Source organism: Alcaligenes sp. SJTW-7 (genome assembly GCF_047716895.1).
In the GTDB taxonomy this organism is placed as follows: domain Bacteria; phylum Pseudomonadota; class Gammaproteobacteria; order Burkholderiales; family Burkholderiaceae_B; genus Alcaligenes; species Alcaligenes ammonioxydans.
In genome coordinates, this window is the sequence record NZ_CP136682.1 from 332,285 (window position 1) to 352,119 (window position 19,835).

Annotated in this window: 17 protein-coding genes; 5 read left to right on the top strand and 12 right to left on the bottom strand. The window is 60.6% G+C overall.

What is annotated here, in order from left to right:
- Positions 1-63: 63 nt before the first annotated feature.
- The 10 genes from RSQ48_RS01470 to RSQ48_RS01515 form a co-directional block, all read right to left on the bottom strand.
- Positions 64-876 carry an ABC transporter permease gene (locus RSQ48_RS01470; protein WP_336579928.1) on the bottom strand — a complete coding sequence of 271 codons (813 nt, stop codon included), beginning with the start codon at positions 874-876 and terminating at the stop codon, positions 64-66.
- 4 nt (positions 877-880) lie between these two features.
- Complete coding sequence (locus RSQ48_RS01475) at positions 881-1,666, bottom strand: ABC transporter permease (protein WP_059318472.1); 786 nt, start codon at positions 1,664-1,666, stop codon at positions 881-883.
- Entirely contained in the window at positions 1,663-2,427 is a 765-nt protein-coding gene (locus tag RSQ48_RS01480) for an ABC transporter ATP-binding protein (RefSeq protein ID WP_003804437.1), read from the bottom strand. The genes RSQ48_RS01475 and RSQ48_RS01480 overlap by 4 nt, the downstream gene beginning before the upstream one ends.
- The gene (locus RSQ48_RS01485) at positions 2,424-3,476 is read right to left on the bottom strand and encodes an ABC transporter substrate-binding protein (RefSeq protein WP_201024865.1); all 1,053 of its coding nucleotides are present in this window, start codon (positions 3,474-3,476) and stop codon (positions 2,424-2,426) included. The genes RSQ48_RS01480 and RSQ48_RS01485 overlap by 4 nt, the downstream gene beginning before the upstream one ends.
- Entirely contained in the window at positions 3,473-4,489 is a 1,017-nt protein-coding gene (locus RSQ48_RS01490; RefSeq protein WP_131071198.1) for a 3-hydroxybutyryl-CoA dehydrogenase, read from the bottom strand. The genes RSQ48_RS01485 and RSQ48_RS01490 overlap by 4 nt, the downstream gene beginning before the upstream one ends.
- Entirely contained in the window at positions 4,489-5,571 is a 1,083-nt protein-coding gene (locus RSQ48_RS01495) for an NAD/NADP octopine/nopaline dehydrogenase family protein (RefSeq protein ID WP_415302060.1), read from the bottom strand. The genes RSQ48_RS01490 and RSQ48_RS01495 overlap by 1 nt, the downstream gene beginning before the upstream one ends.
- A 164-nt stretch (positions 5,572-5,735) precedes the next feature.
- Positions 5,736-6,515, bottom strand: coding sequence for an alpha/beta hydrolase (locus RSQ48_RS01500; protein WP_415302061.1), 780 nt, complete (start codon positions 6,513-6,515; stop codon positions 5,736-5,738).
- Between the two features lie 6 nt (positions 6,516-6,521).
- The gene (locus tag RSQ48_RS01505; RefSeq protein WP_415302062.1) at positions 6,522-7,655 is read right to left on the bottom strand and encodes an ABC transporter substrate-binding protein; all 1,134 of its coding nucleotides are present in this window, start codon (positions 7,653-7,655) and stop codon (positions 6,522-6,524) included.
- A 13-nt stretch (positions 7,656-7,668) separates the two neighbouring features.
- Positions 7,669-8,454, bottom strand: a complete 786-nt coding sequence (locus RSQ48_RS01510; RefSeq protein ID WP_131071200.1) for an ABC transporter ATP-binding protein — start codon at positions 8,452-8,454, stop codon at positions 7,669-7,671.
- Positions 8,455-8,457: 3 nt separating this feature from the next.
- Complete coding sequence (locus RSQ48_RS01515; protein WP_003804421.1) at positions 8,458-9,510, bottom strand: FecCD family ABC transporter permease; 1,053 nt, start codon at positions 9,508-9,510, stop codon at positions 8,458-8,460.
- Positions 9,511-9,593: 83 nt separating this feature from the next.
- Here RSQ48_RS01515 and RSQ48_RS01520 point away from each other — a divergent pair, with 83 nt between their 5' ends.
- The 3 genes from RSQ48_RS01520 to RSQ48_RS01530 all read left to right on the top strand — a co-directional run bounded on the left by RSQ48_RS01520 (position 9,594) and on the right by RSQ48_RS01530 (position 15,304).
- Positions 9,594-10,361: an alpha/beta hydrolase gene (locus tag RSQ48_RS01520; RefSeq protein WP_415302063.1), complete on the top strand. Its 768-nt coding sequence runs from the start codon at positions 9,594-9,596 to the stop codon at positions 10,359-10,361.
- Positions 10,362-10,735: 374 nt separating this feature from the next.
- A complete protein-coding gene (locus RSQ48_RS01525; protein ID WP_003804417.1) occupies positions 10,736-13,936 on the top strand; it encodes an SUV3 family DEAD/DEAH box RNA helicase in 3,201 nt (1,066 codons plus the stop codon).
- Between the two features lie 180 nt (positions 13,937-14,116).
- Positions 14,117-15,304: a multidrug effflux MFS transporter gene (locus RSQ48_RS01530; RefSeq protein WP_003804414.1), complete on the top strand. Its 1,188-nt coding sequence runs from the start codon at positions 14,117-14,119 to the stop codon at positions 15,302-15,304.
- 7 nt (positions 15,305-15,311) lie between these two features.
- Here the strand turns inward: RSQ48_RS01530 and RSQ48_RS01535 are convergent, their stop codons facing one another.
- Positions 15,312-15,884: a DMT family transporter gene (locus tag RSQ48_RS01535; protein WP_415302064.1), complete on the bottom strand. Its 573-nt coding sequence runs from the start codon at positions 15,882-15,884 to the stop codon at positions 15,312-15,314.
- 89 nt (positions 15,885-15,973) lie between these two features.
- Between RSQ48_RS01535 and RSQ48_RS01540 the strand changes: the two genes are divergently transcribed.
- Both RSQ48_RS01540 and RSQ48_RS01545 read left to right on the top strand, forming a co-directional pair.
- The gene (locus tag RSQ48_RS01540; protein WP_219236088.1) at positions 15,974-16,876 is read left to right on the top strand and encodes a LysR family transcriptional regulator; all 903 of its coding nucleotides are present in this window, start codon (positions 15,974-15,976) and stop codon (positions 16,874-16,876) included.
- Between the two features lie 161 nt (positions 16,877-17,037).
- Positions 17,038-18,012, top strand: a complete 975-nt coding sequence (locus RSQ48_RS01545) for a FecR family protein (protein ID WP_230406236.1) — start codon at positions 17,038-17,040, stop codon at positions 18,010-18,012.
- Between the two features lie 209 nt (positions 18,013-18,221).
- Here the strand turns inward: RSQ48_RS01545 and RSQ48_RS01550 are convergent, their stop codons facing one another.
- A complete protein-coding gene (locus tag RSQ48_RS01550) occupies positions 18,222-19,781 on the bottom strand; it encodes a TerC family protein (protein ID WP_003804393.1) in 1,560 nt (519 codons plus the stop codon).
- Positions 19,782-19,835: the final 54 nt, after the last annotated feature.

The following is a 19,835-nucleotide window of genomic DNA, read 5'->3' on the forward strand; positions in this document are numbered from 1 at the left end:
CCTGCGAAAACCCGGCCAGCGCTGCAAGGTGGCCGGGCAAGTGGTCAGTTCAGTCTTGATGGGTTAGTTCGTATGATCCACTTTGTGCTGTAAAGCGGCAATGGTCAGGTTCAGTGCGAAGCCCAGCACGCAGATCCAGACCAGGGGGACAAACATATCAATCGTGCGGTAGCTGCGTGCAGCGGCGGTCAGCATATGGCCCAGCCCGTCGGTAGAGGCAATCATCTCGGCCAGAAAGACCACCACGCAGGCAATGACACCGGCTACTCGCACGCCGGCCAGCACGGTCGGGCTGATGGCAGGCAAAATGATTTTCCACAAACAGGCACTGCGGGATGTCCCCGCGGCACGGGCAGACCAGATCAGCTTGCGGTCCACCGTCTGCGCTGCCACCCAACTGGCCATCAGCACTGGGAAAATCGCATCCGAGACCACCAGTGCGATTTTCGATGAGCTTTCAAACCCCATGATGAGAATCAGCGCCGGATAAAGGGCGATTTTGGGAATAGGGGCCAGCAGACGGATCAGGGCATCGAGCAGAAAGGAGCTCCAGCGCGTCAGTTGAGCTGTCAGCGCCAGGCTTACACCGACCACGCAGGCGATCAGCAAACCACTGAGCAGGCGGTAGATCGTCATGCTCAGGTTGTGCCAGAAGTCGGCCTGAGCGGCCAGCTCCAGCACCCGCAAAAAAATGGCGGAGGGGGCTGGCAACAACTGCGGGCTGACCCAGCCCGAGCGAGTGCACAGTTCCCAGACAATCAGCATCAAGGCCGGACTGATGCACAAAGACAGTCCTGACCAGTCCCGGCGTTTGACCGGGCGGCTTGGAGTAGAACGCCTAGCGTGTTCCGCTGAGGCAAGGGTTTTAGTGGTCATGGCGTCATCCTTTGTCCATCAGGCTTTGGGTGGAGTCATGCCAACGCGTGCAGCGTTTGCGAACAAACTCGAACAGGGCGTCGCAGGCAATGCCCAGTACGGCAAGCAGCATGATGACGGCATACACGGTGGAGTACTGCGCCATATCCATGGAGGTGAACAGCAGATTGCCTATGCCTTCCTGGCGCGCGATCATCTCGGAGGACACCATCACGATCAGCGCCATGACCACCCCCACGCGGCAGCCAATCATGACTTCAGGCAAGGAGGCGGGCAGCACGATCTTGCCCAGCCGCGCCAGCGGCCCCATGCCCATGGATTGGGCCACCCAGATCAGCTTGGGTTCGATACGGCTTGCGCCGTGATAGCTGTGATAGAGCAAGGGCAAGGACACCCCCAGCGCGATGACCAGAATTTTGGAAAAGTCACCCAGCCCGAACCACAGCATCAAAATCGGCATCAAGGCCGCTTTAGGCATGGGGTAGGCCAAGGCTACCAAGGGATAGAAGGCGGTATAGACCAGGCGACTGCGGCCCATGGCCAGACCCAGCGGTACTGCTACCAGCAGCGCCAGGGCGTAACCGGCAAACATGCGGCCTATCGATTGCAGGATAGCCGACCAGGCCATCGGGTCGCTGATCAGGGCCGGTACCTCATGCAGGGCTGCCCAGGGGCTGGGGAAAGAGTCCAGCCCCACCCAGCGGGCCAAGCCCGCCCAGACCAGCAGCACCAGGATGGCCGCCATGACCAGGCAGGCCCAGCGATGTTCATACCAGTGCTGGGGCGTCATGGATGGGCCTCCGCCATCAGGGATTGCTCCAGACGGATAATGGTTTCCTGATAGACCGGATTGCGTAGCAGTTCACTGCGGATACGGGGGCGGGGCAAGTCGATCTCCACCACCTCCTTGATGCGGCCGGGCGAGCCCGTCATGACAATGACGGTGTCGGACAGAAATACTGCCTCGTCCACGCCGTGCGTCACGAATACCACGGTATTGCGCAACTGCTCCCACAGACTGAGCAGTTCCGTTTGCAGGGTGACGCGGGTGTGGGCATCCAGTGCCCCGAAGGGCTCATCCATCAGCAGGATGTCCGGCTCATAGGCCAGGGTGCGGGCGATGGCTGCGCGCTGACGCATGCCGCCGGACAGTTCACGCGGATAAAAGGAGGCGTATGGCCCCAGCTTGACTTTGTCCAGCCATTCGCTGGCACGCTGTTCGGCCTGCGCCTTGGGCATGCCTTGCTCACGCATGCCGTAGGCCACGTTTCCCAGGACGGTTTTCCAGGGAAACAGCGCGTACTCCTGAAACACCGGGCCGCGGTCCGGGCCCGGGCCGGTAATGGGCTTGCCCTTGACGCGAATCTGTCCGCTGGAGCAGGACTCAAAGCCCCCCAACATATAGAGCAGAGTGCTTTTGCCACAACCGCTGGGGCCCAGAATAGACACAAAACGCCCTGCCGGAATGCTCAGGGCGATGTCCTGCAGGGCGGTGTGGCTGCGGCCCTGCCGGGTGTTGAAGGTTTTGCCGACACCATCCAGTTCAATCATGGTGTTGCCTCGCGTAAATCAGCCCGGTAGAAGTCCCGCACGTTCAGCGCTTTTTTCAGGAAGCCGGCCTGGTGATAGCGATCGTAGGTCCCCTGAATCGATTCCAGATTGGGCTGCATGTCCGGGACACGTGCAAAGTCCTGGTCGGTGAACAGGTACTGTGCCAGCAAGTCCTTGGGCGCACGGGTGATCTGGGCGGTTACATCCACCGCCAGTGAGGGGTCTTTGCTGAGCATGCCCATGGCCGCTTTCAAATCCTGCACGTAGGCACGTACCACTTCGGGGTTGGCGTCGCTATAGGCTTTGCTGCAGGCTTCGAAAATCTGTACGGATGGGCTGGCCACTTCGGACAGGGAAAACAGCTTGCGCAAGCCACCTTTCTTCTCGTTCAGCAGGGCAAAGGGCTGGGCCATGGGACCGGCATCAATGCGGCCGCTGCGAATGGCGTCGGCGGCAGGCGGAAAGCCCGTTTCAACGATTTTCACGTCCTTGTCCGGGTCAATGCCGTTCTGACGCAGCCACAGCAGCATGTCGAAGTACACCCCGGCACCATAGGCATTGGTGCCGATGACCTTGCCTTTCAGGTCCGCCGCGGTCTTGATCGGGCTGTCTTCCTTCACGGCCCAGTAGACGGAGAAATGATCATCGTCCGAGTGCACGTGCTGGGCCACGATATAGGCTTCCAGACCGCTTTCAATCGCACCATTGGCCAGCGACATGGGGGCCATGGTGGAACATTCCAGCACACCGGCCCGCATGGCTTGCACCATGGGGGAGGTGCCCTGGAACTGTGTCCACTGGATCTGGTATTTTTTGCCTAATTGTGGAAACAGCTCGGGGCGCTTGGCCATCAGATACTTGGCTTCCTCGCCCGGAATGGTCCAGCCTACCCGTAGGGTGGGGACTTCCTGAGCCTGGCTCAGACCATGACAGCTCATCAGGGCAAACAGCAAGGCAGCGGTTTTTTTCATCGTCGGGCTGCCCCAGGATGAAAAGCGCCCTCCTGGAGGGCAGCAAGCCGAAGGCGCAGCGTGGGAGTCTTTTTTCATTCCTGTGTCTCCTTGGCAAAGTGCTCGGCGTGGGCGGGGGCCAGGCCGATGTGATCCAGCATGCCCAGTACGCGGGCCAGCACGTCGCGTCGATAGGCGGGCTGCTGGTCCACTGGGTACTCGTGAAAGCCCTGTCCGCTGCGCAGACCGTTGCGTCCACTTTCCATATAACGGGTGATGATGTCGGGAACGGCGTAGCGCTCCGGGTCCAGGTTCTGCGACAGGTACTGGCCGGCGTGGTACAGAATGTCGTTGCCGCCATAGTCGATGAATTCGAGCACGCCGATGCTGGCAAAGCGGAAACCCAGACCGTAGCGGGTGGCTTTATCAATATCGGCGGCGCTGGCCACGCCTTCCTCAACCATGCGGGCCGCCTCATTCATGATGAGGGTCTGCAGGCGTGGCACGATGAAGCCGGGATGGCAGCCGCAGACCACGGGGACTTTCCCGATGGACTCCAGATTGCTTTGCAGACGGCTCAAGGTCTGTTCGCTGGTGCCGGGGTGGGCACTGATTTCCACCAGAGGAATCAGGAATGCCGGGTTGAGCCAGTGGGCATTGAGAAAACGCTCGGGGTGACTGAGCATGGGGGCCAGGTCGGAGGCCAGCATGGTGGAGGTCGTGGAGGCGATCAGCGCCTCGGGCCGGGCCAGTTCGCCAATGCGGCCCAGGGCGTCAGCCTTGGCCTCGCGGGTTTCGGGCACGCCTTCGTAAATCAGGTCTGCCTGGCCCAGCACCTGGGCCGCGTCGTTTAACGGGGCGATGCTGATGCAGGCCAGATAGTCGTCAATCTGCTGGGCTGCGAACATGCCCAGCTCGGCCAACTGCTCCAGCGTGGCGCGCAGCTCCTGGCGTATGTCGGCTTCCAGACGGGTGCGATCAGCAGGCTGACGGGGTTTGAAGTCCAGCAAGGTCACGGCGTGGCCGCGCAGCGCATAGGCCAGGGCAATGCCCCGCCCCATGCGACCTGCGCCCACCGCAACGATACTTTTGATCGGGGCGGGCGCGTTCATCAGGCTCTCCCGGCGTGCAGCATGGCTTGCAGTTGTTCGCGGTTCATCGTGTCCAGACCCAGGCTGGCCAGGGTGCGCCGGCCTTGACGCAGGTCTTCGCCCACGATGGCTCCGGCAATGGCCAGCAAGCCTTTGGTGACGGGGGCGTCCACACCGGCCCAATCGGCGACGGACGCAAAGAACGCCAGGCCCAGCATGGTGTCTTCCCGCATGTAGCGGTGCTCTTGCAGGTCGATCTTCTCGCGCCAGTCGCCGCTTTTCACCAGCTTGGAGTGCGAGGAACGGTCGCCATACATCCACTGATCGTTCTCGTAATGGTCAGACAGAGGGAAATGCGGGGCACCGTAGCCCAGCGCTTCACGAATGCGCATGCGCTCATTGTCCAGTTGCGTTGTTACCGCGCGCACCGAGGGCTGGGTGCCTTCGTTGTGGATATCCCAGGCCGGGAAATGCTCCAGCGGGCCGGCATTCATCATGATCAGTGGCGGGTGGATGATGGGGCCGGCATTCATCAGCGCGCCGGACAGGGCATCTTCGCAGCGCTCCACGCTGGGGAACACCTTGCCAATCACCGCCAGGGCGTGGTCGGTATTGCGGGCTGGGTAGACGCCGGTAGGCAAGCGGGTGGCGCGGGTAGTGATGTTGATGACGGTATCGCCATGCTTGCGGGCCAGCCAGGGCAGCGTGCCGGTTTCCGCCCAGCTGACATCGGCCTTGTTGCCGGTGCTGCGCACGATCTCGCTCATGATGAAAGAGCCAAACGTGCCGGGGGGCAGGAACACCACCTGGCCGTCTGTCAGGTGCGGAGCCATGGCGCGGGCAATATCTTCTTGGGCGATCGCAGGTGACGGGATCAGCACCAGATCGGCACCGGCGATGGCCTCGCCAATATCGGCGCAGATCTTGGCAATGGGGATTTCACGCTCGCCTGCTTCGTCTTTCAGCGTCATGACCGGACGGTCCAGCAAGGGCTGCAACTGAGCCGTATCCCGACGCCACAAACGGACCTCGTGACCCTGTTCGCTCAAGTCGGCTGCTGCCGCGTAACAACCGTGTCCGCCACCTAATACCGCTACCTTCATAATCTGTCTCCCATCTCTTTTGTAATTTCTATGCACTTGCATATAAATACAGACTAAAAGAAGTTGAGGCCTAAAACAAGGGGAGAAATGGGGGGAGTTACCCTAGGGCGGGAAAACTTGGATATGAAGTGAAAACGCGCGTCCTGCGCGCCGGGAGAACACGGCTAAGCCGCGCCACAAGCCAGTTCCAGGGCTCGCAAGGTGGCTTGTGCCAGAACGTGGCCGTGGCCGGCGCCGGGCAGAACATGCAGATTCGCCTGCATGCCTTGGGCTTGCAAGTGCGCTTGGAGTTGTCGCATGGTGGGCAGGGTAGGTACACCATTTTTGCGTCCTTCCGGGCCCGCTGCCTGAGCGCTCAGCGGATACCAGGCCTCGGAGGCACCGGCCAGAATATCCACCTGTACCGGCTTGCCCAATTGCTCCAGCAAAGTCCAGATCAGGGGATCGCGCCACCACAAGGACGGACTGGCGCACAGATAATGATGGATGGGCAGGCTCTGTTGACTAAGGGCGTACAGCACGAACAGACCCGCGTAGGAGTGGCCGTACAGGCTGATACGGGCACGGGTCAGTGCGGGCGCTACTCCTTGGGCCAAGGCCAGAGCCCTGCGCACTTGTTCGATCATGGCGGGTGCGCCACCGGCTTGCCACTCGGGAACGCGCGGATCTTCCCATAAGCCGCCGTCCGGGCTGGGCGGGGTGTAGTCCAGTGCGCGGTAACGGGTGATCTGATCGCGATCGCCTTGATAGCCCAGCGACAGAATCGCGCAGCGCTGCAAGGCGGGGTGGCCGCTTTCTTCCAGCAGTGGCAAGGTCCACTGACCATCAAGCAGGCACAGCACAGGCAGAGGGCCTTGTGCAGGCTTTCCGTCCGGCAGGCGCAACAGGACGTGATGGGGATGGCCGCCCGTGGGGGGCAGCTCCAGTGGAATCAGGCGCGACATGAAGGTTTAGGACGCGGGCTTTAGATCAATCATGTAAGTGCCTTCCATGGGCACGGTCAGAAAGCGCTGGTTTACTTCTTCCAGCGTTTTCAGGGCCGACACCCCTTCAAAGCGATCTGGATGAATCCAGCCTGCCAAGGCTTCGATGAAAATCATATGCAAGGGGGAGTCGTTGAAAGCGTGCCAGATACCGTGGCTGTTGCCGCTGCGCACGGCTGGCAAGGCCTGCAGACGGTTGCCGTCAATGATGGCCTGCAGGCTTTGACGCGCCTGATCTTCACTGACGCCCGTGCCAATGGTCAGCCCGCCGGCGGTGCTGCGCTTGCCGGCGCCTGTGCCGGTGGCCACATAAACCATCGGGGCGCGGGAGTGGATGTATTCAAAGTTCAGTTTGCCGGTAGCACTTTTGAGTACATCCGCGCCAATATTATGGCCGCCTGCATAGCGGATCATGTCGTTGAAGGTGCCGGCGCCAGGCGAGTTGCAGCAGTCCGTGCTGCCGGCATGCGCATGCACGAAAACGGGCGGGTGATCGTCTTGGGGCAGATCCGTCAGTCGCTGGGCAACACCCTGCATGTGTTCTTCGTAAAACTGGATGAATTCCTCAGTGCGCTCCTTCTCACCAACGGCGTAACCCAGGGCGCGCAGGCTGGGCACGGTGTTCTCCAGCGGATTGACAAAGAAGTCGATGACAATGACGGGGACCTGGGCGGCGGTCAGACGCTGGATCAGGGCCGAGTCGCGCGTGTCCTGGCCGGGCGTCAGGCCGGCAAAGGCAGCGGTCAGCACCACCAGGTCGGGGCGCAGGGCCAGGGCTTGCTCTACCGAGAAGGTATCAGCCGTATGGCGTCCCACAACGGGGATGTTGGCCAGTTGCGGGTAGTGCTTCAGATAACGTTCATATTCGTTGGAAAAAGAGGTCTTGAACTCGTCCGACCAGCCCGCAATCAGCGTGGCCGGTTCGGGGTGAACCAGCGCCAGCACCGGAAAGTGTCGGGCCTGAGTCAGCACAATCCGTTTGGCCGGTCCGGGCAGGGTAACGGTACGGCCCATGACATCGGTGACTTCGATGGGCTGTGCGTTCGCCCCCAAGGGCAGGAGCAGGCACAGCGACAGCAGTAGGTGGCGCAGGATGTTCATGGATTCTCCGAAGTCACAGCACAGGCTCTTGCAGCCCGTCGATAATGATTTGCAAGGTACCTTGCGAGCAACTTTCCACGCGGGCGCGCACGCCATAGGCCTGGGCCAGCGAGTGGGGGGTAATCACCTTGGAAGGCTCACCTTGCGCCAGCAGGCCGCCGCCTTCAATCATCAGCGCGTAGTCGCTGTGGCGCAGGGCCACGTTCAGGTCATGCAGCACGATCAGGGTGATCAGATTGTTGTCGTGGGTTTCCTGGGCCAGCAGGTCCATGACATGGAACTGATAGTTCAAGTCCAGGGCGGACAGTGGCTCATCGAGCAGCAGCAAGGTGGGCTTGCGGATCAGGGCTTGCGCCAGACCGACCAGTTGCTTCTGGCCACCCGAGAGTTGGTCCAGATAGTGCATGGACAGGTGCGCAATACCCAGGCGCTGCAGGATGTGCAGGATGTGTTCATGGTCCACGTCCCGTGCATGGCCACCGGGAGCCGAGGCATTGGCAGCCACCAGTACCGATTCAAAGACGCGCAGGTGAACCGACGCGGGCAAGGACTGGGGCAGGTACACCACTTTTTGGGCCCGCTGCTCAAAGCTGACACCGCTCAGTTCCTGGCCATCGAGCAAGACCTCGCCCGTGGTGGGCTTGAGCAGTCCTGCCAAGGACTTGAGCAGGGTGGATTTGCCGCTGCCGTTAGGACCGAGCAGGGCCACAAGCTGACCAGCTTGCAAGGGCTTGATGGTCAGCCGGGATAGAATTTCGCGTTTGCCGTAGGATAGGCTCAGATCGTGGACTTCAAGCATGGTTCACTTTATTTGGCGGCGCAGCACCACGCCCAGAAAGAAGGGCACACCCACCAGGGAGGTGACAATGCCGACCGGAATAATGATGCCGGGCACCATGTTTTTCGAGGCAATCGAGGCCAACGACAAAATCACTCCGCCCACCAGCGCGCTGCCGGGCAGGTAAAAACGGTGATCTTCACCAAACAGGCGGCGGGCAATATGCGGGGCAATCAGTCCCACAAAGCCGATGGTGCCGACAAAGGACACGGCCAGCGCGGCCAGCAGACTGATGCGCAGCAGGGACACCAGACGCAGGCGCGAGACATTGATACCAAAGCTGGCGGCGCGGTCCTCTCCCAGACGTAGGGCGGTCAGTTTCCAGGTATCGCGCAGGGACAGCGGCAAAATCAGCGCAAACACCGCCAGCATGATACCGACCTTGCCCCAGGAGGAGCGCGACAGGCTGCCCATGGTCCAGAACACCAGCCCTTGCAGGGCTTCGGCGCTGGCCACAAACTGCACCAGCGAGACCAGCGCATTGAATGAGAACACCAGCGCAATCCCAAACAACACCAGATTGGCAGTGCTCATCGCCCCCCAGCGCGCCACCGCGTCAAGCAGCAAGGCCGAAAACAGGGCAAATACAAAAGCGTTGGCCGCAATGGTCCAGGCCTGGGGAACACCGGGCAGCGACAGGTCCAGCACGATGGCCAGGGAGGCGCCAAAGGCAGCCGCCGAGGAAATGCCCAGCGTGAAGGGACTGGCCAAGGGATTATTCAGAATGGTCTGCATTTCCGCGCCTGACAGGCCCAGGGCCAGGCCAATGGCCATGGCCATGAGTGCATAAGGCAGGCGGATTTCCCAGACAATGACACGTGTGGTCGGATCGGACTGTTCTGGCTTGAACAGCGCGTGGCTGAGTTCGCCCAGGCTCAGGCCCGAGGGACCGAGCATGAAATCGGCCACAATCGAGGCCATGATGATCAGGATCAGGGCGCCCACCAGCAGCCAGCGCCGCTTGAGGATGTGTTGATAGTCGGCCAGCGCCGTGGCCGGAACAGCAGATGTGGACATTAAGTTTCTGAATGAGAACCGTTTACGCAGAAAGAAAGTATAGTTCATCGGCTACGCTTTGGCGTCATCACCGCGACTCTTTTATGCAGCTTGAACACCTAGACTATCTTTCGCCTTTGGGGCGTCATTATCGCCTGACCCTGGCCGTCCCCCTGGGCTCGGCCCCGGAAAGCGGCTGGCCGCTGGCCTGCGTGCTGGACCAGACGCAGTTTCAGGCGGTGCTGGCCGCCGTACCCGGTGCGGCGCCTCTGTGCGGTGCGGTGCTGGGCGTGGGCTATGTCCAGGAAAATTGGCGCGATCAGGATTACACGCCCGGACCCGAGGGCGAAGCCGGGCGTGCCGATGATTTCCGGGTCTTGCTGCGCGATGTGTTTCTGCCCTGGGCGCACGGCAGGGCGCAACTGGATCCGCAACGCCGCTTGTTGTGCGGCCATTCGCTGGCCGGTTTGTTTGCCTTGCATGCGTTGGTGCACGAACCAGGCCTGTTCCAGGCCATGGCGGTATCCAGCCCTTCGGTGTGGTGGGGGGACGCCTATCTGGCCCGATTGCTGGCGCAGCCCCTGCCGCCGGCGGCCTTGACCGTGCCGGTGTCGATCACGGTCGGCGAATACGAACAGCGCCTGGGACCGGCCGAAGAGTCCCTGCCGGAACCGGCCCGCGAGCAGCGGCGTCAGCGTCTGCTGGAGCGCCGCATGGTCGATGGCGCGCGCGAGCTGGCGCAGGAGCTGGCTCAGCATCAGGGTGGGGAACCGCGCTTTCGCATGATACCGGGCTGCAATCACAGCCAGTCCGGTTGGGTCGCCTTGCCGCAAGGCTGTCTGGAATGGCTGGCTGATGTGTGGCCTCGCTGATCTTGTTTAGCTGAGCCGCTGTTTTGCTGCTGCGCTTGGCGAGGGCGCTGTGCTTGATGCCTTGTGCAAGCCGTCGTTCCCACGCGAAGGAAGGCAGTGTGACGGTTTCCTCGAGGCGGACCGCGGATGTGATTGGCTCTGCGCCATCCGCTGCGAGCCCAGTTTACTTTCTTTGCCTGCTTTGACTCGTTTGCTTGATGATTGTGGGCGGGGATTGTCCTATGTTTTCTTGCCCTCAATGACGTTTATTACGGTGATTGCCTGTATTCTCTGAACGTCCTAGAGCAGACCCGTATAATGCTGCTCATGCTTGCTGGAACCGGCTTTTCTGCCTTTCTCGTTCTCTTCTTCCCGTATTTTCAGGTCCCCGCCCTATGGCTGCGCGTCGCGCTTCGTCCGTTTCCGATTCTCCCGTCCCCACTCAAGCGGGCATGCTGCTCCATCCTCAATGGCTGGACTACCCGCGCCTGGAAGGCGTGGCTCGTCAGGTCGCCAAGAAAGCGCGTTATCAGGACCGGTCAGGCATACGGCGGATATGGCTGAAAGCCTGGCGCCTGCCGCAGGATGCCGCTTTTTTCAATCAGATCATCGCTGCCGAACTGGGTTTGAAGGATGCGGACCAGCGTCTGGCGTCCCAAGGGGTGCCCGAGCTTGTGATTGGCATCTTGCGCTTGCTCTATCAGATGAGCGTGGACAAGCTGGAAGCGGATGCGTATGAAGCCTTGCGTGAGCAACTGCTTGAACAGCGCGGCCGCTTGGCCGGGGCGATCGCGTCCCAGTCTTTGCCCTTGAGCGAGAACTGGCCGGAAGCTGAGCGTGGACCACGTTTGCAAGCGCTGCTGCAGGCCTGGCAGAGCTTGCCCTTGGCACAAACCTATTTGTGGCAGTTACAGGCTGAACAGCGCGACCGCGAGCAGCGTAGTCAGCGCTGGGAGCAGGCCCAGAAAGAACGTGAACAGGCGCGGCAAAAAGAACAAAGCGACAAGCAGCGCAAGTTCGATCACGCACAGGAGCGTTTGACGGCATGGTTAAAAGAGCAGGGTTGCGAGCCGCAACGCATTACCCTGGAGGCTTTTGAGGGCCTGCAAGCCGGTGAGCCTGCTCATTGGTTCCTGACGGTGTATGGCCGTAATGCCAGCGCCGCTGTGTTGACCCAGGAATTCAAGCTGGATGCCCAGCAGCAGGAGTTTCTGTTGCAGGCACAAGCCCAGCGTCAGGAACGTCAGCGTGAGCAGCGCCAGCAACGTTGGGCTTGGGAGCAGGAGTGTATCGGTTCCGAAGAAACCATGGCCTTGCTGGGGATTACCCGTCAGGAGTATGAGCTGTGGCTGGCGGACCGCCGTTTGCCCAGTACCAAGCTGGAAGTGCGCAGCGCAGCCGCTGGAGGGCGTGACCGCGTCGCCCATCATCCGGATTTACTGGCTGCGATAGATCAAAGCCAGATTGAGCAATGGCGAGAACAGCACGCCAGTACCCTGAGCAATCGTGAACGAGCGCAGTATCAGCGAGCCGCTGACCGCGCCCGCACGCAATGGCGTCAGCAACAAGTACTGAACCGGATCAGGACGCAGGAAGCGTGCGATTACGAGCTCGACCCGGAAGATCCGTTACGTCTGTGGTGGCACAAGGATGTGTGGCTGGCGGTGAATGTGCCCGTAGCGGGCGAGCGTCAGCATTGGCGCGCCAATGTACGCATGCAAGCGGCTGTGCCTTTGCCGCGTACTGGCTCGGAGCTGGATCGTCTGCCGGCGCGCGTGGCGGTCTTGTTCAATACGGCGGCTCAAAACCGTCTCTCCCAGCGTCTGGAAGATTCGCTGGATGCGTTTTTGCAAACCCAGCGCCCCCTGATTGATGGCTCGTCGTTTCTGGAACTGGCCAAGGCCTTGCGCATGGCCTTGGAAGAGGGCATCGAGCAAAAGGAAATCGAGGCCGGAGATTTTGAGAAGCGTCTGCTCAATGGCCCGGTGCGCCGCATTCTGGAGAGTGTGGAGCAGCAGCGTGCCCAGGACTTGATGCGTCTGGGCGATTTCCCGGAAATGTTCAGTCTGGCTCGTGGCATACGACGTCACCTGGTGTTTCGTTTGGGGCCGACCAATTCGGGCAAGACTCACGAGGCCCTGGAAGCGTTGATGGAGGCCCGCTCGGGGGTTTACCTTGCGCCCTTGCGCCTGCTGGCCATGGAAGTGCGCGATCGCTTGATGAATGCGGGCATCCCCTGCAATCTGGTGACGGGCGAGGAGCGCGTGATGGTGCCCGGCGCCCAGCACACCGCCTGCACGGTCGAGATGATGGACCCCACGATGGAAGTGCGCGTGGCCGTCCTGGACGAGATTCAAATGCTGCAAGACGAGCAGCGTGGCTGGGCCTGGACGGCAGCCTTGGTCGGTGTTCCGGCCCGTACCCTGTTTGTGTGTGGCGATGCCTCGGTGTTGCGCCCTTGTGAGCGGCTGGTGCGCTCCATGGAAGAGACCATGGAGCTGGAATTTACCGAACGCAAGACGCCACTGGAAGTGATGCCTTATCCGGTTGAGCCACCGCCCGCCACGGGCAGACAAGGGCGTCAACCTGCCGCCTGGCGTGGACGCAAGGATCGTCAGCGTGAAGCGCAGGGAGTGTCCAAGGGCGATGCGGTGGTGGCCTTCACCCGTAAAGATGTGTTGACCTTGAGTGCCCGCTACCGCGCCCAAGGCTGGAAAGTGGCCACGATCTATGGTGCGCTGGCTCCGGAAGTGCGCCGTACCGAGTCCGAGCGCTTTTCCCAAGGCGAGGCCGATGTGCTGGTGGCGACCGATGCGATCGGCATGGGTCTGAACCTGCCGATTCGCCGTGTGCTGTTCTCCACGGTGCACAAGTTTGATGGCCGCTCCATGCGCGTCCTGAACGCCACCGAAATCCGCCAGATTGCCGGCCGTGCCGGCCGCTACGGTCTGTACCCCAAAGGGTATGTGGGGGCGATGGATAAGCAGGACTTGAACCACATCCGTACGCAACTGCAAACTGAGGCACCCAGTGTGGATCTGCGTTTGCCCATCGCGCCCAGCCCCGAGCATGTCCAGGCGCTGGCGGCTTTGCTGGATAACAACAATATTGGCGCGGTGTTGCAGTATTTTGCCCAGAAGGTGGCCTCAGACAGTCCTTTGTTCCAGACGGCCGGCCTGAAAGATGCCATCGAGCTGGGTTTTTGGGTGGACCGCCTGGCACCGAAACTGGAGTTGCGCGAGAAGTTCACCTTTGCCTGTGCGCCGGTCTCGGTGGATAAAGATACCGAGCTGGATTATTTCAAACGTTGCCTGTCGGCCTATGTGGCGCAACGGCCGATGGCCCTGCCCCCGGCGCCCTCCTGGCTGAAGTCGGCCAGTCCCTCGCGTCTGGAGGATGCCGAATTGTTGAGCAAGCAGATCAGTCTGTACGCCTGGTTCAGCATGAAGTTTCCACAGGTGTTCGACCAAGGGCCCTGGCTGCCGGAAGTGCGCTCTCAAGTCAGCCGCTTTATTGAACGCAGTCTTTTGCACCAAAGCGGCTTTGGGCAGACCAGCCGCGAGGCGTTTGGAACACCCTCGCCCGGCAAGCGCTGAACCGGTTGTTAATCCCGGTGTCAGCGCGTTGGCCCGGGCGCCTCCCAGGGATTCGATCCTGTCTGGGGCGTTTGATACACTATGCTCCGTACGGAGGTGTCCGTACGGTCCGGTTAAGGGGTACCATGCCCCTATCCCTGCGCTGTTGTCTGGCGCCCTCCCTGTTTTCCAAAGCTATCTATGAATTACCGCAAGCTGACCTTGGTGTTGGCGGCGTTGGCGATGCTGGGGCCTTTTGCTACCGATGCCTATCTGCCGTCCTTTCACCGCATTGGTGTCGAATTTTCTGTTGACCAGTCAATGGTTCAGCAGACCTTAAGTCTGTATCTGTTCGGTTTTGCTTTCATGAGCCTGTTCTGGGGCATGTTGTCTGACAGTTTTGGACGTCGCCCCGTGATTTTGGCCTCCCTGATCCTGTTTCTGATCGGTTCGATTGGCTCTGCACTGGCCCCCAGTTTTTCCTGGCTGCTGTTTTTCCGTATGGTGCAAGGCTGTTCAGCGGGAGCGGGCCGGGTGGTAGGCCAGGCCCTGGCACGAGACTGTGTGCAGGGCGTCACGGCCCAGCGTTTGTTTGCCCATATCACGATGGTGTTCAGCCTGGCTCCGGCGATTGCTCCCGTGTTGGGCGGCTACTTAAGCAGCTACTCGGGCTGGCGCTCGGTATTTTGGATGCTCACGGTGCTGAGCGTCGCGCTGATCGCCGTGTGTTGGCGCCAGTTGCCTGAAACCTTGCCCGTGGCCTCCCGTCAGCCCTTGAAGTTGGGGGTTATTCTGGCTAATTACGTGCGCGCTTTGAGCAATGGCCGCTTTGTGTTGGCGATCTCGGCGATTGCCTTCGCATTTGGCGGTTTTGCCTTGTACATTTCGTCGGCAGCCAGCTTTGTGATTGGCGTATTGGGACTGACGGAGACGGCATTTGCCTGGCTGTTTCTGCCCTTTATTGGTGGCATGCTGGGTGGCTCGATAATCAATGCGCGTTTTGCCGAGAAGCTCGCCCCGGCGCGCATGATCCGCCTGGGCCTGGGCTTGATGCTGGGAGGGGCGGCATTTAACACGGTGTACAACCTGCTGTTTCAGGCAGAGGTGCCCTGGGCGGTGATGCCGATTTTTGTCTATGCCTTTGGCATGTCCATGGCCTTGCCAGGCATGACCGTGGTGACGTTGGGGACATTTCCCAGCATGCGCGGCCTGGCCTCCTCGGTACAAAGTGCCTGGCAAATGCTCTTGTTTGCTACCGTGTCCGGCGTAGTGGCCCCGCTCCTGTTTGAGAGCGGTTTGTTGCTGGCGCTGGGCATGCTGGCGGCAGCGGCCTTGTCAGCCGGTTTTTGGTGGTGCAGTCAGTTCCGTTCTCAGTGCAAGCGGGCCTGAGTCGGCTTCAGGCGCGGGGCGGCGTGTTGGTTGGCGGCTCTCGGGCTATCGCCTGATTCTCTGGCAGAGCTTCGCCGTGCTCGGCTGTGGCGTCTGGGCCCGAGGCCTTGCCGGTGGGTGCCGAGGGGGTAAACCATTGCACCAGTCCCATTCCGGCCAGAATCAGCAGCACGCCCAGGATGCGGCCCATAGGTACGGGACGGGGATTCAAACCCATCAGGCCATAGTGGTCGATCAGCATGGAGCTGAGCATTTGCCCGGCCACGACGCACACAATAAAGCTGGCCGCGCCCATTCGTGGGGTCAGGATCAAGGCCGCGCTGATGTAGATCACCCCGCCAATTCCGCCCGTCCAAACCCACCAGGGCGCCTGGGCCAATTGTGCGGTCACCGGTGCGGGGGCGCGCATCAGCCAAAGCGTGGGCAGAACCAAGGCGGCGCTGATGCACAGGGACACGAGCGTGGCCCAGAGTGGGTGACCTAGCATTTTTCCCAGGACGGCATTGCTGGCAGCCTGGAACGGCACCACCGTTCCCGCAAAAACAGCCACGAACAGGCTTATCAAAGCGGTACCGGACATAGACAACTCTCCATAGAAGCTAAAACCTTATCTTGCACTATTCGTAAAACTTATTGAAATTGATAGTGCGCACAGTCATTATTCGTTCTATGGATGAGCTACGTCGTATAGACCTGAATCTGATGCTAAGCCTGCATGCCTTGTTGACGGAGCAGCATGTGACGCGTGCTGCCCATCGACTGCATAAAAGCCAACCTGCGGTCAGTCACGCCTTGGCGCACTTGCGCCAGGTGTTTAACGATCCCTTGCTGATACGTCGAGGCTCGCGGCTGGAGCTGACAGCGATGGCGCTGCAATTGCAGCGTCCCTTGGAACAGGCTTTGCAGCAGCTCAATGCTTTGCTGGATACGGGGGGCTTTGACCCGGTCAGCGAGCAACGTGAATTTCGTCTGGCCATGTCTGATTACGGTGCGCAAATCGTACTGCCCCCCCTGATGCGACGTTTACGGCAGCAGGCACCGGGGATTCGGCTGGCGGTAAGCCAGGCCAGCCGCGAGGCCATGCTGGCCCAACTCAGTGATGGTGAGATTGATCTGGCCTTTGGCGTGTTCTCGGAAATGGCGGCCAGCTTGCAGGCGCAGACTTTGTTTGATGAGCATTTGATCTGCATCGCCGATCAAGCCAGCCTGAGCGGCGGGCAGCCCCTGGGCCTGGACGAGTGGTTGCAGCGTCCACATGTGTTGCTGGCCATGCGCCCCGGCGGCGAGAGCGAGGTCGACAAGGCCTTGAGCCAGCATGGCCTGCACCGGCAGATTGTGCTTTCCTTGCCGCACTGGAGTGCAGCGGCCCAGGTGCTGGAGGGCACGGACTTGATCCTGACAGTCTCCAGTCGTAGTGCCGAGCATTTACGCGATCAGGCCAGACTGGTGTTTTTCCAGCCCCCCCTGCCCATTCCCCCCGTCTTGTTTCAGCAGGTCTGGCATCGTCGCCGCCACACTGACCCAGCCCACGCCTGGTTGCGCCAGCAGGTGATGCAGTGCTGCCAAACCTAGGCTTTACCCTTTATGACGGCCTATCGCTTGACGATAGGGCCTGCAGTTTCCGACAATTTACGCTTACCGTTGAATTTCGCTTTTTATCCGTTTAAACGACGGGATAAAACGTTTGGATGACGCTCTGCGACCGGTGTGTCGCGTTTTTTTACTCATTGTTGATGAACCCCGCTACTGCCTTGAATCTGGATGAAGACACCTTGCACAAAGAGGCACGAGCTTGGGTCAGCCGCCTGAAAACGTCCTCGCTGACCTCTCGTCAGGCTCGGGAGCTGCGCCGCTGGTGTGGCCGCAGCCCGTCCCATGCGTCCGCCTTTGCTCATGCTCGCGAACTGTGGGATGCCATGCCACAGCATCGCGAAGACTGGCTACGTGAGGCCAAGCTGACCCAAAAACGTGGCCATCGGCCTTTGCGCCGTGCCTTGCTGGGTGGCCTGCTGCTTGGTGGTGGTTTATACCTGGTCGCCAGGCCACCGTTGCAACTGTGGCCCTCGCTGGCAGATTTGCGTGCTGATTACCGTACCGGTGCGGGTGAGCAGCGGCGCGTGCAGTTGCTCGATCATGTCTGGCTGGACATGAATACGCGCAGTCGTTTGAATGTCAGCGATGATCCACATCTGGGCCGGGTCGTGGCCTTGCTTGAGGGCGAAGTGGAAGTGCGCCAGTCCGAACGTTCGGCATCGGTCTGTACCGTGTTTGCTGGTGCCGGGTCCATTCAGACCTTTAACGGCCGCAGCAATATTCGTTATGTGAATGGCGAAACCGAGGTGACGTGTTTGTCAGGCAGCGCCCAGGTGGATTTCGGTGGACAGGGTTATCGTCTGGCGGCCGGCGAGAGGCTGGTCTACGGACGCCACACCATCAGCGCGGTGCAAACCGTTCTGGAGAAGGATTTTCCTGCCTGGCGCCAGGGCCGGCTGGTCTTTCATGAACAGCCCTTGTCCCAGGTGGTGGCCGAGCTGAACCGATATTGGGCCGGGCACGTGATTCTACGGGACGCGTCCTTGGGTTCTATCCTGGTCAGCTTCGGGGTCAGTCTGGATAATTTGTCGGAGGCGCTGGACATCTTGCAGCAGCTCTACGGTCTGGATGCAATGCGTCTTCCCGGCGGGATTGCTCTGCTAAGTCGCGCCTGATTTTGGTACGCCCCCCTTGTCCTCGTCACAACAGGGCAGCGAATGCCGGTCGCTGCCGGCATTCGTGAACAACAAGAGCTACATACAGCGCAGAGGATGCCTGTCATAGGTAACAAGGCCAGGGTAATACCCTGGCCTTGTTTGCTTGCGACCTGGAGTCGTTCCTGCAGACCCGCTCCAGTACGGCCGCTGTGTAGCGTGGTCGCCGCTTATTCCTGCGCTTGCTCCGCTACGTGCAAGCGGCTGACGTGTACCGTGGCGATACGACGCTGGCTGACTTCGGTAATTTCAAAGCGCAGGCCCTCAGCTTCAACGACCGTGCCCACGGTGGGCAGGGAGTCCAGACGCTCCAGCAGGAAACCGGCGACCGAGTTGAAGCTGTTGTCTTTCAGGAGCAGATCGTCTGCTTCGACCGCCTGGGCCAGCAAGAGCAGATCTATGCTGCCGTCCACCTGCCACAGGTTGGGGCCGATCTGCTGGATGGCAGGCTGCTCGTCCTCGTCCGGGAACTCGCCGGCAATCGCTTCCAGAATGTCGATGGGTGTCAGCAAGCCCTCAATGGCGCCGTACTCGTCAGTGACCAGCACGAATTGGCCGTTGGACTGCTTTAGCATGGCAATCGCGCTCAGCACATCGGTGTGCTCGTGCACGATGATGGGTTCACGCAGATCCGGCCACAGCTTGACCTGTGGGTACTCGTCCAGATCCGCCAGCAGGTCCTTGGCGCGCGCTACACCGACGACCTGGTCCAGATCTCCCTGACAGACGGGCAAAAAGCTGTGGGGGGTCGCGCGCAACTGTTGACGCAAGGTGTCGGTGGTGTCTTCGATGTTCAGCCAGGTGATTTCCTGGCGAGGGGTCATCAGCGAGCGGATGGGGCGTTCGGCCAGACTGAGTACACCGCTGACCATATTGCGCTCTTCGGTGCGGAAGGTCTGTTCATCCAGATCCGGCTGGCCCTCGCTGCCACTTTCATCCTTGTCTTCATGCTTGCGGTTGCTGAGCATGCGCAGCACGGCCTCGGCGGTACGGTCACGCAAAGGGCGGCGCGACTCCGAACGCAGCAGACTGCGGCGGGCAATCTGGTTGAAGAACTCGATCAGGATGGAAAAGCCAATAGCGGCGTACAGATAGCCTTTGGGGATCTTGAAGCCCAGGCCTTCGGCGGTCAGCGTCAGACCAATCATCAGCAAGAAGCTCAAGCACAGCACCACCACGGTGGGGTGATTGTTCACGAAGGTGGTCAGTGGTTTGGAGGCCCAGATCATCAAACCGATGGATATGATAACGGCCGCCATCATGACAGGCAGTTCGTCCACCATCCCCACGGCGGTAATCACCGCATCCAGGGAGAACACGGCATCCAGCACCACAATTTGCGCCACCACCACACCAAAGCTGGCGTAAGCCTTGTTGGTGCTGGCGTGGTGACTGCCGCCTTCCAGACGCTCATGCAGCTCGCTGGTGGCCTTGAACAGCAGGAACAGGCCACCCAGCAGCAAGATCAGGTCGCGCCCCGAGAAACTGAGCGGGCCAATGGAGAACAGCGGCGTGGTCAGGGTAACCAGCCAGGAGACGATGGTCAGCAGACCCAGACGCATGATCAGCGCCAGAGACAGGCCGATCAGGCGAGCACGGTCACGCTGATGCGGGGGAAGTTTATCGGCCAGAATCGCGATAAAGATCAGGTTGTCGATGCCGAGAACAATCTCCAGCACCACCAGAGTTAATAAGCCGACCCATATGCTGGGATCGAGTAGCCATTCCATGATGTTGTCCTGTTAGACAGAGAAATAAGTGCAAAAACGCAAAACAAGCAGGGC

Bases quoted from the DNA above. Each gene is read 5' to 3' on its own strand.
- RSQ48_RS01490 (WP_131071198.1), bottom strand. From the start codon at position 4,489: ATGAACGCGCCCGCCCCGATCAAAAGTATCGTTGCGGTGGGCGCAGGT.
- RSQ48_RS01480 (WP_003804437.1), bottom strand. From the start codon at position 2,427: ATGATTGAACTGGATGGTGTCGGCAAAACCTTCAACACCCGGCAGGGC.
- RSQ48_RS01520 (WP_415302063.1), top strand. From the start codon at position 9,594: ATGCAGCTTGAACACCTAGACTATCTTTCGCCTTTGGGGCGTCATTAT.
- RSQ48_RS01525 (WP_003804417.1), top strand. From the start codon at position 10,736: ATGGCTGCGCGTCGCGCTTCGTCCGTTTCCGATTCTCCCGTCCCCACT.
- RSQ48_RS01475 (WP_059318472.1), bottom strand. From the start codon at position 1,666: ATGACGCCCCAGCACTGGTATGAACATCGCTGGGCCTGCCTGGTCATG.
- RSQ48_RS01500 (WP_415302061.1), bottom strand. From the start codon at position 6,515: ATGTCGCGCCTGATTCCACTGGAGCTGCCCCCCACGGGCGGCCATCCC.
- RSQ48_RS01485 (WP_201024865.1), bottom strand. From the start codon at position 3,476: ATGAAAAAAGACTCCCACGCTGCGCCTTCGGCTTGCTGCCCTCCAGGA.
- RSQ48_RS01515 (WP_003804421.1), bottom strand. From the start codon at position 9,510: ATGTCCACATCTGCTGTTCCGGCCACGGCGCTGGCCGACTATCAACAC.
- RSQ48_RS01535 (WP_415302064.1), bottom strand. From the start codon at position 15,884: ATGTCCGGTACCGCTTTGATAAGCCTGTTCGTGGCTGTTTTTGCGGGA.
- RSQ48_RS01495 (WP_415302060.1), bottom strand. From the start codon at position 5,571: ATGAAGGTAGCGGTATTAGGTGGCGGACACGGTTGTTACGCGGCAGCA.
- RSQ48_RS01530 (WP_003804414.1), top strand. From the start codon at position 14,117: ATGAATTACCGCAAGCTGACCTTGGTGTTGGCGGCGTTGGCGATGCTG.
- RSQ48_RS01540 (WP_219236088.1), top strand. From the start codon at position 15,974: ATGGATGAGCTACGTCGTATAGACCTGAATCTGATGCTAAGCCTGCAT.
- RSQ48_RS01505 (WP_415302062.1), bottom strand. From the start codon at position 7,655: ATGAACATCCTGCGCCACCTACTGCTGTCGCTGTGCCTGCTCCTGCCC.
- RSQ48_RS01510 (WP_131071200.1), bottom strand. From the start codon at position 8,454: ATGCTTGAAGTCCACGATCTGAGCCTATCCTACGGCAAACGCGAAATT.
- RSQ48_RS01550 (WP_003804393.1), bottom strand. From the start codon at position 19,781: ATGGAATGGCTACTCGATCCCAGCATATGGGTCGGCTTATTAACTCTG.
- RSQ48_RS01545 (WP_230406236.1), top strand. From the start codon at position 17,038: ATGAACCCCGCTACTGCCTTGAATCTGGATGAAGACACCTTGCACAAA.
- RSQ48_RS01470 (WP_336579928.1), bottom strand. From the start codon at position 876: ATGACCACTAAAACCCTTGCCTCAGCGGAACACGCTAGGCGTTCTACT.